Genomic DNA, 14,240 nt, shown 5'->3' on the forward strand with positions numbered 1-14,240 from the left:
TTATATAAAGATAATGCATCATCTTAAAAACAAAAAACCCGAAACAAAAGCTTCGGGTTTTTAAGTGGTGCCTCCAACCCCGAAGCTTCGGGGGAACTAGGGCTTACATCTTTTTTAAAATATCTTTAAGTATTTCTGGTTGAGAAATCACTTTCTTAATAAAAACTTTACTCTTCATTCTTTTTATAAATTTCTCTAAATACAAAGCTTGACTTTTAGTCTCACATTGGTGTTTTAATAAAACCTCCCAATCGTTTGCAGCCTTTGTAAAGTTTCGTTTAAAATAATGATTATTGTGTTGTTGCAGTCTAACAGACACATCAGGACTCTCACCTATATAAAAGGCGTCCAAGGTTTTGGAATATATTATATAAAGATAATGCATCATCTTAAAAACAAAAAACCCGAAACAAAAGCTTCGGGTTTTTAAGTGGTGCCTCCAAGAATCGAACTAGGGACACACGGATTTTCAGTCCGTTGCTCTACCAACTGAGCTAAGGCACCATTATTGAGACGGCAAATATAAAGCTATTTTCGTTTTTGCAAAACATTATTTAAAAAAATAAACAGATATTATTTATTCAATTTAATAGAGCCTTAACAATTACTTCATTAGCGCTGTTGTATTTTTACTGCCTTAATAAAAAAAATGAATCTTGTAATCGATGTCGGAAACACACTAGTTAAACTAGGCGTGTATGATTCAGAAGCGCTTAAGCTAAAAAAAACGTGTATTAAAAAAGACTTTTTAAATACACTTGCTGAAATATCCGAAACTTTCCCTGAGATTAATAAATGTATTGTTTCTTCGGTGGCAAATTTTACGGACCACCAATTATCAAAATTACAGCAACGATACGATGTGCTATTTTTAGACCACCAAACAAAAGTCCCTTTCATTAACAAATATGAAACACCACACACATTAGGCATTGATCGTATTGCGTTAGTAAGTGCGGCTGCGAGTAATTATGCTTCAAAAAATGTTTTGATAATAGATGCTGGCACATGCATCACTTACGATTTTTTAAATTCAGACACCGAATATTTAGGAGGCGCTATTTCACCAGGAGTTTCGATGCGCTATAAATCATTACATACGTTTACTGAAAAACTTCCGTTACTTGAAACAAACACCCCTAAACATTTAATTGGCGATAGCACTGCAACCTCAATACATTCTGGTGTAATTAATGGTGTTTTGTATGAAATTGATCGTTTTATAGAGCAATACAAAAAAAAATACGACAATTTAACAGTTATTTTAACAGGTGGAGACTCACATTTTTTGCGTGATAGCATAAAAAATGACATCTTTGCCAACTCAAATTTTTTATTGGAGGGATTGAACCATATTTTAGAATATAACAAACATTGATGTTTAGACAAATAATAATTGGTTTTTTTATACTTATAACAGGTGTAACAGTGGCCCAAGAAGGAACCACATCTCCTTATTCATTTTATGGCATAGGAGCGCTTAAGTTTCGCGGTACCGCTGAAAACAGAGCTATGGCAGGACTGAGTGTATTCTCAGACAGTATCCATATAAATTTTCAAAACCCAGCTGGATATGCTGGATTACGTTTAGTGAATTTTTCTGTAGGAGCAAGTCATAGCGCTACAAAGCAAAAAACAGCCACAGAAAGTCAAAATAATTCAGCAACCACTTTAGACTATTTAGGAATGGGAATTCCTATGGGAAAATTTGGAATGGGCTTCGGCTTAATTCCTTATACGTCGGTTGGTTATGATTTTTATTCTGAAGCAACAGATGGAGTCACACAATACACAGGTTCAGGCGGATTAAACAAAGCTTTTATAGCACTAGGCTATCAAGTAACCCCTGAATTAAGCCTTGGAGTTGACACAAATTACAACTTCGGTAAAATTGAAAATACAGCACTAAGCCAAGGAACAGACCTACAGTATGGTACACGCGCCATTAACCGGTCTGACCTAAACGGCTTTAGTTTTAATTTTGGAGCATTATATAAACGAATGATTACCGAAAACTTAGAACTTACAGGCTCTTTAACCTATAGCCCTGGAACCAACTTTACGTCAGAAAACTTTAGAACAATAGGTAGCGTTTCTATTATTCCAGCAGGTACATTTACTATAGACGAAAGAGAAGTTGAAGTGCCAGATACAAAATTCACGTTTCCTACACAATTTACTATTGGTGCAGGGATAAGCAAACCTAAATACTGGGGCGTTGGTATTGAATACATCAATCAACAGACTAGTAATTTCACCAATCGAACCTTTACTATTGAAAATGTTACCTATAAAAATGCATCCAAAATTAGAATGGGTGGTTATTATATTCCTAATTATAATTCCTTCGGAAATTACTTCAACAGAGTGGTTTACAGAGCAGGAGCTAGATTTGAGCAAACCGGCTTAAGTGTAAATGGAGAAGATATAAACGAGTTTGGCATATCTTTTGGAGTTGGTTTACCTGTAGGACGATTATTCTCTAATGTTAATCTAGGGTTTGAACTCGGAAAACGCGGAACAACAGATTTTGGTTTAATACAAGAAAACTTTTTCAATACATTTTTAAGCTTCTCATTAAACGACCGTTGGTTCGAAAAAAGATTATACGATTAATACCTTTAACAACAGTACCATGAAAACAAAATTCATTTTATTCTTTACAATTTTATTAGTTTCTGTATCAGGAAATACATTTGCTCAGGCACCAGATGATTGCGCAATTTCATTATCCTATTTTACAGAACCTGCTAAAGTAAAAAATTACGAAGCAGCACTTCCCTATTATGAAAAATTGATAAAAGAATGCCCAAACTTCAATCTTGCCATCTACCAATATGGTGTGAAAATGTTTGAGTATTTTATTGAAGAAAAAGGTGATAAAAGCAAAATAACGGACCTTATAGAAGCATGGAACCTAAGATTACAAAACTTTCCACAAAAAACAAAGGAAGGTGATGTGCTTTCAACTATTGCGCAAATAAAGTTTGATAACAACATAGGTACAAAAGCAGAACAGTTTAAAGCATATGATGATGCTTTTAACAAATACCCAGAAGACTTTACGAGCGGAAAAAGCCTTTACGCTTATTTTTCACTTGCGGTAGATTTACACAATGCAGGCGAGAAAGAACTTCAAGATATCTTTAATCTTTACGATGTTGTTATTTCAAAAATAGACACAGAAAAAAACAGTCTTGCATCAAAACTTACTCCTTTAATGGATAAAGAAGAAGCTGGTACAGATTTAACAAGTAAAGAACAACGTGCAAAAGATGTTTATGAAAACAACTTAGGCGTGTACGGAACAGTTGAAGAAAGTGTAAACGGGAAGCTAGGGCAACTTGCAGACTGTCCAAACCTTATTCCACTTTATGAAAAAGACTACGAGCAGAAAAAGAACGATATCGATTGGATAAAAGCTGCAAGTAACAGACTTGATGCTAAAGATTGTGATAGCCCACTGTCAACTAAGTTAGCTACACGTCTTCACGAGTTAGAGCCAAGTTCAACTTCTGCATACTTATTAGGGAAGCAAGCAGAATCTGAAGGTAAAGGTTCAAAAGCTTTGGAATATTTCAACCAAGCAGCAGAATTGGAAAAAGACAATTCTAAGAAAGCTAGAATTTACTATAGTATTGGTGAAAACTACCGCAAAAAAGGCAGCTTCGGAACAGCAAGAACTTACTACAACAAAATGCTTGAAGTAAAACCATCTGCTGGAATCGCTTACTATAAAATTGGTGCAATGTACGCTGACAGTGCTAACAACTGTGGAACGACAGTTTTTGAAAAAAGAGCAATGTACTGGCTAGCTGCAGACATGATGGATAAAGCAGCACGAGTTGACGGAACTGTTGCTGGAAATGCAAGAGCCGCTGCTAGTTCATACAGAGGGCGTGCTCCACAAAAAAGCGATATCTTTTCTGAAGGTATGGCTGGACAAACAGTTAAGTTTAACTGCTGGGTTGGTGGAAGCGTACGAGTGCCTAACCTATAAGAATGCACACAACACTAAATATGTTAAAAAGCGTGATGGCCATAATTATGACCGTCACGCTTTTTGCATGTGAAAGCAATTACCAAAACGTAAAAAAACTAAACCTTTCAGACGGAGCGCCTATTGCGGAAGGCAAGGATATTAACTTTAAATACACGGATTCTGGCAAACTTGTTACTAATCTACTAGCAAAAAAATTATTAGATTATTCAAATTTAAAGTTTCCCTATAAAGAATTCCCAGACGGAATTGAAGTGCTATTTTGGGATGATAAAGGCGGAAAAAGCACGGTAAACTCAGACTATGCCATTCAATTTGACGAAACTGGCCTAGTTGATTTACGGTCTAACGTTGTTTTGGTTACTGCAGATAGCGTTATCCTAAAAGCCAATCAACTGTATTGGGATCAAAAAAATCAATGGATTTTTACAGACCAACCTTACCAAATAAAATTTAAGGACGGGTCTTTTAACGATGGAGCTGTTGGCTTTGACAGCAGTGAAGATTTCACTACCTTTCTATCCAGAAAAAATCAAGGAGTACAACTTGTAGACAAAAAAAATATCGAAAATGCTAACTAAACTATTCCATTTTATTGAATACATCTATATAATCGCAGCTGTTTTTTTTGCTTATGAAGCCATAAACATATGGAAAACAGACCCTAATAAGGCGTATTTATTTCTCTTCTTTGTTGCTCTTGCAATATTTATGTTTTTCTTCAGAAGAAATTTTAGAAAAAAAATAGAGAACAGCTCTAAAGATTAACTTCTCAACTTTACCTTAGCTTTTGTGCGGGTTAAAGTTGAAATTTTACCTAAAACAACTCAAATTTGGATTATAGCATCATAATAATAGTAACTATGCTTATTCTCTCCGCATTTTTTTCGGGGATGGAAATTGCGTATGTTTCTTCCAATAAAATCCATATTGAAATTGAAAAAAAACAAAATAATTTTTTGGCGGGGGTTTTAAAAAAAATAACAAAACGCCCTTCAAAATTTATTGCAACAATGCTAGTAGGCAATAACATTGCCCTGGTTATTTATGGGTTTTTTATGGGCGATCTTTTAATGGATTACATTCCCATTGAAGGTTTTAGCGGCTTGTTAGTACAAACGGTAATTTCAACCTTAGTAATATTGCTAACTGCAGAATTTTTACCAAAGGTTTTCTTTCAAATTTATGCCAACAGCCTCATAAAAATATTCGCTGTGCCAGCATATTTTTTCTATGTACTTTTCTCCTTAATTTCTGAATTTATTATCTGGATTTCAGACTTAGTTTTAAAATTAATTTTTAAATCTGAAGGCGATATTGTACAGTTAAGTTTTAGCAAATTAGAACTTGGGAATTACATTTCAGAACAAATGGAAATTGCAGAAACCAAGGAAGAAATGGATTCTGAAATACAAATATTTCAAAACGCACTCGATTTTTCTGAAGTAAAATCTCGCGAAGCAATGATACCTCGTACCGAAGTTGTAGCTGTAGATATTGAAACTTCGCCTAAGGAACTGGCTAAAATTTTTACAGACACCGGCCTTTCAAAAATATTGATCTACAAAGAAAATATAGACGATATTTTAGGCTATGTACATTCTTTTGAGCTTTTCAAAAAACCTTCAAAAATTGAAAAAGTATTAATGCCTGTTGTTTTTGTACCAGAAACCATGCTCATTAAAGATGTGCTTGGTATTCTTAGCAAAAAACGCAAAAGCATTGCAGTTGTAATTGACGAATATGGCGGAACAAGTGGAATTATAACTGTAGAAGATATTATTGAGGAACTTTTTGGTGATATTGAAGACGAACATGACAGCATTGCGCTTATTGAAGAAGAATTAGGGCACGGGCACTACAAATTTTCTGCACGTTTGGAAGTGGATTATCTAAACGAAACCTACAAATTAAACCTTGAGGAAAGCGAAAATTACGAGACTCTAGGTGGCCTAATTGTAAACCATACCGAAGAAATTCCCGATCATGGCGAAACCGTTGAAATAGATAATCATACCTTTACAATCCTCGAAGTTTCCAACACAAAAATTGAACTTGTAGAATTGAAAACTTTGCATGAGGATTAGTTTTTCATAATTTCCTCACTTTTTTCAATTTACTTTTTTATTAATGATAGGAAAATGGTATTTTCGCCACCTAAATAACCTAAAAAATAAATCCTTTAAAACCTTGATTAACATTAAGGCGAAAAAGGAATTCACAACCAAAGCCTTTGTATCCGCAATACTGGATAAAAAGGAAGATAAATTTTAAATTAAATGGCAATCTTAAACAGTATTAGAAAAAGAGGGATATTTCTTATCCTTATTATTGCATTGGCGCTTTTCGCCTTTATTTTAAGTGACATTATAACAAAGGGCAGCACCGGCCCTAAAGGTCAAAATAATATTGCCACAGTTAATGGCACTGATATTTCCAGACAAACTTTTATGGAGGAAGTAGAAGCCACACAACGTAACATGGGTGCAAACTCAAATACTTCACAAGCTATGAATATGGTTTGGGATAGAGAATTACGCCGCGTTATTATGGATGAGCAGATTGAAAAATCTGGGTTAACCGTAGAAAAAGCACAAATAGATAATGCGTTGAAAACTTCATTAGCAAACAACCCAACATTTTTAAATGATGCTGGACAAGTAGACAATGGAAAAATTCAAGAATATATTGCTAGCATAAAAGCTTCTTCGCCTGAAATGTATAAGCAATGGCTTACATTTGAGAAAAATACTGCTACTGGAGTACTTCAAACTACTTATTACAATATGATTAAAGGTGGTTTGCGTTCAACAATTGCTGAAGGAGAACAAGAATATCACTTTCAAAATGACAACTTAAACTTCCAATACGTTTTTATCCCTTATACTAAAATTTCTGATGAAGAGATAAAAATTTCTGACGATGAAATTAAAAAATACGTTTCTGCACATCCAAATGATTTTAAAGTAGAAGCACAGGCAGATATTCAATATGTATTTTATAGCGAAGCGCCATCAGAAAATGATATTGAAGATGCAAAAATAGCTACAGCTGCTTTGTTAAAAAATAAAGTTGAGTTCAACCAAGATACAAAAGCAAACGATACAATTGCAGGTTTTAGCACAACTAACGATATTGAAGAATTTGTAAACCTAAATTCAGATGTACCGTATTATGAGCGTTGGATGTTCAAAAAAGACCTTCCTACAATAATAGCAGACACCCTTATAAACCTAAACAAAGGTGCTGTTTACGGACCTTACAAAGTGGATAATACGTACAACATCTCGAAAGTCTTGGATACTAAAAAAATGCCTGATTCTGCAGAATCTAAACACATCCTTATCCGTTACGTAGGTACCATGCGAGCGCCAGAAACAATTACGAAAACAAAAGAAGAAGCTAGCAAATTAGCTGATAGCATATTGAATGTTGTAAAAAGAGACAAATCTAAATTTGCTGATTTAGCTAAAGAATTTTCTGATGATAGCTCAAGCGATAATGGTGGTGAATTAGGAAACTCTACTCCAGGTAGAATGGTTCCTCCATTTGACAAGTTTATTTTCAACAATACAACAGGAACTATTGGCCTTGTAGAAACTGATTTTGGTTTTCACATTGTAGAAGTTGGAAAACAATCAGAACCAAAACAATCTATTAAGCTTGCTACAGTTGTAAAAAACATAGAGCCTTCTGAAAAAACAGTAAACGAAGTATTTTCGAATGCTTCAAAATTTGAAGTAGCTGTAAGTAAGGGTGATTTTACTGAGCTATCAAAAGCTCAAAACCTGGAAGTTAAACCAGTAAATAAATTAGGCGCAATGGATTCTAATATTCCTGGAATCGGTTCTAACCGTCCTATTGTAAGCTGGGCTTTCAATGAAGACACCAATGTAGGTGACACAAAACGTTTTAGTGTTCCTAATGGATATGTAATTGCACAAGTTACACGTAAAAATGACAAAGGCTTAATGTCTGTAGCTGATGCTTCTGCAACTGTTACTCCAATATTACGTAACGAGAAAAAAGCAAAGCTAATTCGCGAATCGATTTCTGGAACAACAATTCAAGAAATTGCAACAAACCAAAGTGTTTCGGTACAAACAGCTACTGGAGTGAGCATGGCTAGCCCAACTATTGGCGCTAACACTGAGCCAAAAGTAGTTGGAATTGCTTTTGGAACTAAGCCAGGAGAAGCGACTCAATTAATTGATGGCAAGAATGGCGTATACAAAGTAAAAGTAACTGCTTTTAACCCAGCTCCAAAATTAGAATCGTATGTAAATTACGCTAACCAAATGAGCTCAAAAGCAGCTCCTGGAGCTCCAAGCGCAGTTTATAATGCACTTAAAGAGAAATCTGAAATTGAAGACTACCGCGCTAATTTTTATTAATAGCGCCTAAATACTATAGCAAAGCCCTGTTGCAAATTTTGTAACAGGGCTTTTTTCCTTAAAAGTCTCCCTGAATACGTCACTTAACTCGAAATTATCTTTTATTTTTAAGGAATTTTTTATCTGAAGAAACAAAAATGGACAATAAAGAACTTATAAAAGCACTTGAAGAAAAGTATGTAAATCTAGGCGAAAACCCAGAAACATACCTTAAAGGACTGCTACAGGCCAAACCCATAACCTATTGGGATTATATTCAAGTAGACACTTTACTTACACTTCAAAAAACGCGTACAGATTTTAAGGATGAAGAAATATTTGTAATGTACCACCAAGTTACGGAACTCACCCTAAAAATGATGATTCATGAAATAAAGCAGCTTTCTGAAGGTGAAAATCTTTCCGAAGAAATTTGGATTACAAAACTTGACCGCCTTAAACGATATACACGTATGCTTATCACTTCATTTGATATTATGAAGGACGGCATGAGCTATGAAGATTATAATATTTTTAGAGCTACACTTACTCCCGCAAGTGGTTTTCAGAGCGCACAGTTTAGAATTTTGGAACTGTACAGTACCAGACTACAAAACCTTATAAATACTGAGGGAAAACAAAGGTTGCCTGAAAATCCATCCACAGCAGATTATTTTAAACATATCTATTGGAAAGATGCGGGTATGAATCGGAAAACAGGGAAAATGACACTTACCCTAAAACTCTTTATTGAAAAATACGAAGCTGATTTTATTACGCTTTCCGAAAAAGTAACAGGAAAAACTTTGGAAGAACGTATTGCCCAAATGGAGAATCCTTCGGTAGAATTAAAAGAAAAATTACAGCAATTCGACCATTTTTACAATGTTGCATGGCCCTTGGTGCATCTGGATACTGCCAACCATTACCTAAATAGCAAAGGCGAAAACAAAACCGCAACTGGTGGTTCTGAATGGAAAAAATACCTTCATCCTAAATTTCAGCAACGAAAATTTTTCCCTTCCCTTTGGACAGAAACCGAGATCGCAAACTGGGGCGAATAAAAGTAATATTATGGACATCCAAATAAAACGTATTTATGAAGATGCTTCTAAAAATGATGGTTTTAGAGTTTTAATTGATAGGATTTGGCCACGTGGCCTTAGTAAAGAAAACGCAAAACTAGACGAGTGGATGAAAGACATTGCACCTTCTGATGAACTAAGAAAATGGTTCGACCATAAAGAAGAACGGTTTGATGCATTTTCAAAAAAATACATCAACGAGCTTGAAAACCATCCTGATTTAATTAAAAAATTACAAAAAACGGCAAGCCAAAAACGCCTCACTTTGCTTTATGGCGCAAAAGATGAAAAACACAATCAAGCTATCGTTTTAAAGAAAATTCTTCTAAAATAAAAAACACCGATTAAAAACTGCTTTTTATTCCGAGCATAATGAAACACCTCTTTTTTACCCTATTTATAATTTCAACAATTTCCGCTAAAGCTCAAGTAATAAATGCGGAATCTCTTCGAAAAGTATCAGACACTTCAGGATTTTCTGGTAGTACAGGTTTTGATATTTCTTTACAAAGAGATGTAAATGACAAATTTTCAATAGAGACCAATGTAAACCTTCAATATAAAAAGAACAAACACCTTGTGCTTTTAAAAAATGAAATTGAATTTCAGAAAATTGAAAACAGTAAATTTGAAAACAAAGGAATTCAACATTTACGCTACAACTATAAGTTTCACCCGCGTATTGCTTTTGAGTTTTTCGCGCAAGCGCAATACAATAAGGTTTCTAAAATAAATTTTCGAGGACTAACGGGTATTGGCCCCAGATTTAAACTATCGAAATTTGAAAACTATAAGTTCTATCTAGGAACACTAGTCATGTATGAACATCAAGAACTTAGTGATGACATTACTCCTATGGAAAGGGTTTTTCGAGCCTCAGCATATTTCTCATTTAGTTTATTCCCAACCGAAAACATTAGTGTTTCCAGCACCACTTACTACCAACCTCAATTAAAAGATATAAAAGATTATAGAGTAGCCACGGAAACCTCATTACTTATTGATTTATATCGCAATTTTACATTTAAAACCACCTACACATTTACCTTTGATGCGTCTCCAGCTATTGGTATTCCAAATTCCCAATACAACCTTTCTAGCGGCATTGTATATTTCTTTGATTAAAGCTTTAAAACTTTCGTAAGCCTTTTAAACTTTATAAGACTACTTCTTTATATTTACATAAAGAGGAAACCAGTATTTTCTATATTTCGTAACTATATTAAATCTTAATTATGGCAGCTAACAATTATTACGATCCCGCAGATCTTAAAAAATTTGGAAATATTACAGAATGGAGCAAAGAATTAGGCGATAAATTTTTTGATTACTACGGAAAAGTTTTTGAAGAAGGTGCCCTATCCGCCCGTGAAAAAGCTTTAATCGCTTTAGCCGTAGCACATACCGAACAATGCCCCTACTGCATTGATGCATACACAAAGGACAGCTTGCAACGTGGCGTTACAAAAGAAGAAATGATGGAGGCCGTCCATGTGGGCGCAGCTATAAAAAGTGGTGCAACTCTCGTTCATGGGGTAATGATGATGAATAAAGTAAATAAATTGGAAATGTAAGCTTACAAATAGTAACGAGCCAATAGCAAAAAAGCAGCACAACTTAATCTTGAAAAAAAAATCTATGCTAAAAGAGAAAAAGAAAAAACAACAATCCCTTCATAAACGTGATAGTGATCTCGCTGTGGCAAATAAGCAACTCGAAAAGCTTTCAAATGGAATCTTTGCGAATGGGGAGTTACCTACTTTTTCAGAAAAAATAAAGGAAACCAACCAATTTCCACTCCGACCAAATAAGTTAGAAATTCTACAAATAAATGTGGGGTATATGTGTAACCAAGTTTGTGAGCATTGCCACGTAGATGCTGGGCCTGACCGAAAAGAAATAATGACACGCAACACCATGATGCAGTGTTTAGCCGTAATTCGAAACACAGGCGCACATACTTTAGATTTAACTGGTGGCGCTCCTGAAATGAATCCAAATTTTAGATGGTTTGTTGAGGAAGCAAGCAAAGCAGGAGTAAAAGATTTTATTGTTCGCAGTAACTTAACCATCATTCGAGCTAATAAAAAATATTACGATTTACCCGAGTTTTTTAAAAAACACAATGTACATGTAGTAAGTAGTATGCCACACTGGACGCGTGGAAAAACCGACAAGCAACGAGGTGAAGGTGTTTTTGATCTTTCCATAAAAGCCTTGCAAGAGCTAAACGCAGTAGGCTATGGAATGCCCGATAGTGATTTGCGTTTAGATTTGGTATACAACCCAAGTGGTGCCTTTTTGCCAAGCGACCAAGCGAGTATGCAAAAGGATTTTAAAAAAGCACTCCTTGAAGATTTTGGCATCTATTTTCATAATCTTTTTGCTATTACAAATTTACCCGTTTCTAGATTTTTGGACTATTTGGTAGCATCAGAAAATTATGAGGATTATATGTATTCATTAGTTGAAGCATACAATCCCGAAGCTGTAAAAAATGTAATGTGCAAAAACACAATTTCAATAAGTTGGGATGGGTATTTGTATGACTGTGATTTTAATCAAATGCTAGCATTGAAAGTTGCAAGCAAAATTCAACACATTTCAGAATACAACGAAGCTATTCTAAACGATAGAAAAATTATTATCTCTCAACATTGTTACGGCTGTACAGCTGGCGCAGGAAGCAGTTGTCAAGGCGCTGTAGCAGAATAAAATTATTAAAAAACCGTCACTAAAGTTTAAGTCCTTATACTGTTTAATTAATGAAAGCTAAACGTTTTATATTTTTCTTTTTTATATTAACAGCAACGCAGCATTATGCCCAAAAAAACTTGGATAAGCTGCTGCAATACTATAACAATAACAGCATCCCGTACATTTCGGTGGAAGCGCTACGAATGTTACAAATACAGGATACTGTAGTAATTTTAGACACCCGTGAACCCAATGAGTTTCAGGTAAGCCATATTGCTTCTGCAAAAAATATAGGTTTCAATACTTTTTCTTTGGAAACTAAAGCACTTCAGAAATTAAATAAAAACACCCCAATTATTGTCTATTGCTCCCTTGGAATTCGTTCTGAAAAAATTGGGGAGAAGTTAAAAAAAGCAGGGTTTACCAATATAAAAAATCTTTACGGCGGAATTTTTGAATGGAAAAACAAAAATTATGCTGTAATTGATTCCACAGGAATAAAAACCGAAAACATACATGCTTTTTCAAAAATGTGGAGTAAATATTTACGGGCTGGAAATCCTGTTTATTAACCTTTTTCATACATAAACAACAATTTAACAAAAAAGCTGAAATCGAAGAATGCAACAATTAACTTCAAAAAAAGCCTTAATTATTTTTACTCGAAATCCTGAATTAGGGAAAGTAAAAACGCGCTTGGCAAAAACTGTTGGGGATGAAAGTGCTTTAAAAATCTATAAATTTCTACTAAATCACACTGTTGAAATAACAAAAAAAATAAACGTAGATAAGTTTGTTTTTTATTCTGAAACTATCAACCAGAATGATATTTGGGACACGGATATTTTTAAAAAAAAACTACAAACTGGCAAGGACTTGGGCGACCGAATGAATAATGCTTTTCTAGAATTATTTAAAATAGGGTATGAAAAAGTTATTATTATTGGCAGCGATATGTTCGATTTAGACAAAAAAGATTTAGACTCAGCATTCGCTGCATTGTATACCAAGCAATTTGTAATAGGCCCAGCAACAGACGGCGGCTATTATTTACTGGGAATGAACGAATTAAATCCAGCCATTTTTCAAGATAAAAACTGGGGCACAAGCAGTGTTTTGGGAAAAACTTTAGAGAATTTAAAAGACGAGAAATACCTTTTACTTGAAGAACGAAACGACGTAGATTATTATGAAGATATAAAAAATGTGGAGGCTTTTCAACAATTTTTACCATCTTATTTAGACAAAAATTTTTTATAAAATATGAGCAGCACAAAATACATTAAAGAAGCAGCAACTTTTCTACAACAACGTGGATTTGAAACCCCTGAAGTTGGGATTATTCTAGGCACGGGACTTGGAAAAATAGTTGAAAAAATGAAAATTGAAAGTGAAGTTAGTTATAACCACATTCCAAATTTTCCAACCGCAACAGTCGAATTTCACAAAGGAAAATTAATCTATGGCACTTTAGAAGGCAAAAAAGTGGTTGTGATGCAAGGTCGTTTTCATATGTATGAAGGCTATTCGTTGCGCGATGTAACTTTCCCTGTTCGTGTTATGCATCTATTAGGCATTAAACGCTTATTGGTTAGCAATGCTTCCGGCGCACTAAACCTTACTTTTAAAAAAGGTGAAATCATGCTTATCGACGACCATATAAATCTGCAAGGAGGTTCGCCACTCGCCTTTCGCGGTGTTGAAAAAATGGGAGAGCGTTTTGTAGATATGAGTGCCCCTTATGATGCTGAAATGAACAAAAAACTGGAACAAATTGCTTCCGAAAAAGACATAAAACTGCACAAAGGTGTTTACGCCAGCGTCGTTGGCCCTCAGTTGGAAACCCGTGCTGAATACAGGTATTTAAAAATTATTGGAGCAGATGCTGTGGGTATGAGCACAGTGCCTGAAATTATTGTAGCTAACCACCTAAAAATACCCGTTGCAGCCGTTTCTGTTTTAACAGATGAGTGCGATCCAGACAATTTAAAACCTGTAGATATTGAAGATATTATTGCTTCAGCTGGAAAAGCAGAACCAGCGATGATAACTTTATTTACAGCATTGCTTAAACAACTATAACCG

General features: G+C 34.7%; 16 protein-coding genes and 1 tRNA gene. 15 read left to right on the forward strand and 2 right to left on the reverse strand.

Going from position 1 to position 14,240, the window contains the following annotated elements; genetic code table 11:
* Positions 1-103: 103 nt before the first annotated feature.
* Together ABJ955_RS03060 and ABJ955_RS03065 are read right to left on the reverse strand one after the other, a co-directional pair.
* Positions 104-388, reverse strand: coding sequence for a GIY-YIG nuclease family protein (locus ABJ955_RS03060; RefSeq protein ID WP_347373133.1), 285 nt, complete (start codon positions 386-388; stop codon positions 104-106).
* A gap of 43 nt (positions 389-431) precedes the next feature.
* Positions 432-504 (reverse strand) — tRNA-Phe (locus ABJ955_RS03065).
* A gap of 145 nt (positions 505-649) precedes the next feature.
* Here ABJ955_RS03065 and ABJ955_RS03070 point away from each other — a divergent pair.
* From ABJ955_RS03070 to ABJ955_RS03140, 15 genes are all read left to right on the forward strand, one after another.
* On the forward strand, positions 650-1,378 hold the full coding sequence (locus ABJ955_RS03070; protein ID WP_347373134.1) for a type III pantothenate kinase: 729 nt from the start codon (positions 650-652) through the stop codon (positions 1,376-1,378).
* Positions 1,378-2,616, forward strand: a complete 1,239-nt coding sequence (locus ABJ955_RS03075) for a hypothetical protein (protein WP_347373135.1) — start codon at positions 1,378-1,380, stop codon at positions 2,614-2,616. The genes ABJ955_RS03070 and ABJ955_RS03075 overlap by 1 nt, the downstream gene beginning before the upstream one ends.
* Positions 2,617-2,635: 19 nt before the next feature.
* Positions 2,636-4,000 (forward strand): hypothetical protein, encoded by a 1,365-nt coding sequence (locus tag ABJ955_RS03080; RefSeq protein WP_347373136.1) that lies wholly within the window; start codon positions 2,636-2,638, stop codon positions 3,998-4,000.
* A 2-nt stretch (positions 4,001-4,002) separates the two neighbouring features.
* Positions 4,003-4,581 (forward strand): LPS export ABC transporter periplasmic protein LptC, encoded by a 579-nt coding sequence (gene lptC, locus ABJ955_RS03085; protein WP_347373137.1) that lies wholly within the window; start codon positions 4,003-4,005, stop codon positions 4,579-4,581.
* Complete coding sequence (locus ABJ955_RS03090) at positions 4,571-4,768, forward strand: hypothetical protein (RefSeq protein WP_347373138.1); 198 nt, start codon at positions 4,571-4,573, stop codon at positions 4,766-4,768. Before lptC ends, ABJ955_RS03090 begins: the two co-directional genes overlap by 11 nt.
* A 65-nt stretch (positions 4,769-4,833) precedes the next feature.
* Positions 4,834-6,087 (forward strand): hemolysin family protein, encoded by a 1,254-nt coding sequence (locus ABJ955_RS03095; RefSeq protein ID WP_347373139.1) that lies wholly within the window; start codon positions 4,834-4,836, stop codon positions 6,085-6,087.
* Positions 6,088-6,279: 192 nt separating this feature from the next.
* Positions 6,280-8,394, forward strand: coding sequence for a peptidylprolyl isomerase (locus ABJ955_RS03100; RefSeq protein WP_347373140.1), 2,115 nt, complete (start codon positions 6,280-6,282; stop codon positions 8,392-8,394).
* Positions 8,395-8,531: 137 nt separating this feature from the next.
* Positions 8,532-9,437 (forward strand): tryptophan 2,3-dioxygenase family protein, encoded by a 906-nt coding sequence (locus ABJ955_RS03105; RefSeq protein WP_347373141.1) that lies wholly within the window; start codon positions 8,532-8,534, stop codon positions 9,435-9,437.
* A gap of 10 nt (positions 9,438-9,447) precedes the next feature.
* Complete coding sequence (locus ABJ955_RS03110; protein ID WP_347373142.1) at positions 9,448-9,792, forward strand: DUF488 domain-containing protein; 345 nt, start codon at positions 9,448-9,450, stop codon at positions 9,790-9,792.
* 38 nt (positions 9,793-9,830) lie between these two features.
* Positions 9,831-10,583 (forward strand): DUF481 domain-containing protein, encoded by a 753-nt coding sequence (locus tag ABJ955_RS03115; protein ID WP_347373143.1) that lies wholly within the window; start codon positions 9,831-9,833, stop codon positions 10,581-10,583.
* A gap of 110 nt (positions 10,584-10,693) precedes the next feature.
* The gene (locus ABJ955_RS03120) at positions 10,694-11,032 is read left to right on the forward strand and encodes an arsenosugar biosynthesis-associated peroxidase-like protein (RefSeq protein ID WP_347373144.1); all 339 of its coding nucleotides are present in this window, start codon (positions 10,694-10,696) and stop codon (positions 11,030-11,032) included.
* A 64-nt stretch (positions 11,033-11,096) separates the two neighbouring features.
* Positions 11,097-12,173: an arsenosugar biosynthesis radical SAM (seleno)protein ArsS gene (gene arsS, locus ABJ955_RS03125; RefSeq protein ID WP_347373145.1), complete on the forward strand. Its 1,077-nt coding sequence runs from the start codon at positions 11,097-11,099 to the stop codon at positions 12,171-12,173.
* A gap of 119 nt (positions 12,174-12,292) precedes the next feature.
* Positions 12,293-12,727, forward strand: a complete 435-nt coding sequence (locus ABJ955_RS03130) for a rhodanese-like domain-containing protein (protein ID WP_347373146.1) — start codon at positions 12,293-12,295, stop codon at positions 12,725-12,727.
* A gap of 49 nt (positions 12,728-12,776) precedes the next feature.
* Positions 12,777-13,415: a TIGR04282 family arsenosugar biosynthesis glycosyltransferase gene (locus tag ABJ955_RS03135; protein ID WP_347373147.1), complete on the forward strand. Its 639-nt coding sequence runs from the start codon at positions 12,777-12,779 to the stop codon at positions 13,413-13,415.
* Between the two features lie 3 nt (positions 13,416-13,418).
* Positions 13,419-14,237, forward strand: a complete 819-nt coding sequence (locus ABJ955_RS03140) for a purine-nucleoside phosphorylase (RefSeq protein WP_347373148.1) — start codon at positions 13,419-13,421, stop codon at positions 14,235-14,237.
* The last annotated feature ends 3 nt before the right edge of the window (positions 14,238-14,240 follow it).

Source organism: Aequorivita sp. Q41 (genome assembly GCF_039831855.1).
Taxonomy (GTDB): domain Bacteria; phylum Bacteroidota; class Bacteroidia; order Flavobacteriales; family Flavobacteriaceae; genus Aequorivita.

Bases quoted from the DNA above. Each gene is read 5' to 3' on its own strand.
- ABJ955_RS03140 (WP_347373148.1), top strand. From the start codon at position 13,419: ATGAGCAGCACAAAATACATTAAAGAAGCAGCAACTTTTCTACAACAA.
- ABJ955_RS03100 (WP_347373140.1), top strand. From the start codon at position 6,280: ATGGCAATCTTAAACAGTATTAGAAAAAGAGGGATATTTCTTATCCTT.
- ABJ955_RS03105 (WP_347373141.1), top strand. From the start codon at position 8,532: ATGGACAATAAAGAACTTATAAAAGCACTTGAAGAAAAGTATGTAAAT.
- ABJ955_RS03115 (WP_347373143.1), top strand. From the start codon at position 9,831: ATGAAACACCTCTTTTTTACCCTATTTATAATTTCAACAATTTCCGCT.
- ABJ955_RS03070 (WP_347373134.1), top strand. From the start codon at position 650: ATGAATCTTGTAATCGATGTCGGAAACACACTAGTTAAACTAGGCGTG.
- ABJ955_RS03135 (WP_347373147.1), top strand. From the start codon at position 12,777: ATGCAACAATTAACTTCAAAAAAAGCCTTAATTATTTTTACTCGAAAT.
- lptC (WP_347373137.1), top strand. From the start codon at position 4,003: ATGCACACAACACTAAATATGTTAAAAAGCGTGATGGCCATAATTATG.
- ABJ955_RS03080 (WP_347373136.1), top strand. From the start codon at position 2,636: ATGAAAACAAAATTCATTTTATTCTTTACAATTTTATTAGTTTCTGTA.
- ABJ955_RS03090 (WP_347373138.1), top strand. From the start codon at position 4,571: ATGCTAACTAAACTATTCCATTTTATTGAATACATCTATATAATCGCA.
- ABJ955_RS03060 (WP_347373133.1), bottom strand. From the start codon at position 388: ATGATGCATTATCTTTATATAATATATTCCAAAACCTTGGACGCCTTT.
- ABJ955_RS03075 (WP_347373135.1), top strand. From the start codon at position 1,378: ATGTTTAGACAAATAATAATTGGTTTTTTTATACTTATAACAGGTGTA.
- arsS (WP_347373145.1), top strand. From the start codon at position 11,097: ATGCTAAAAGAGAAAAAGAAAAAACAACAATCCCTTCATAAACGTGAT.
- ABJ955_RS03110 (WP_347373142.1), top strand. From the start codon at position 9,448: ATGGACATCCAAATAAAACGTATTTATGAAGATGCTTCTAAAAATGAT.
- ABJ955_RS03120 (WP_347373144.1), top strand. From the start codon at position 10,694: ATGGCAGCTAACAATTATTACGATCCCGCAGATCTTAAAAAATTTGGA.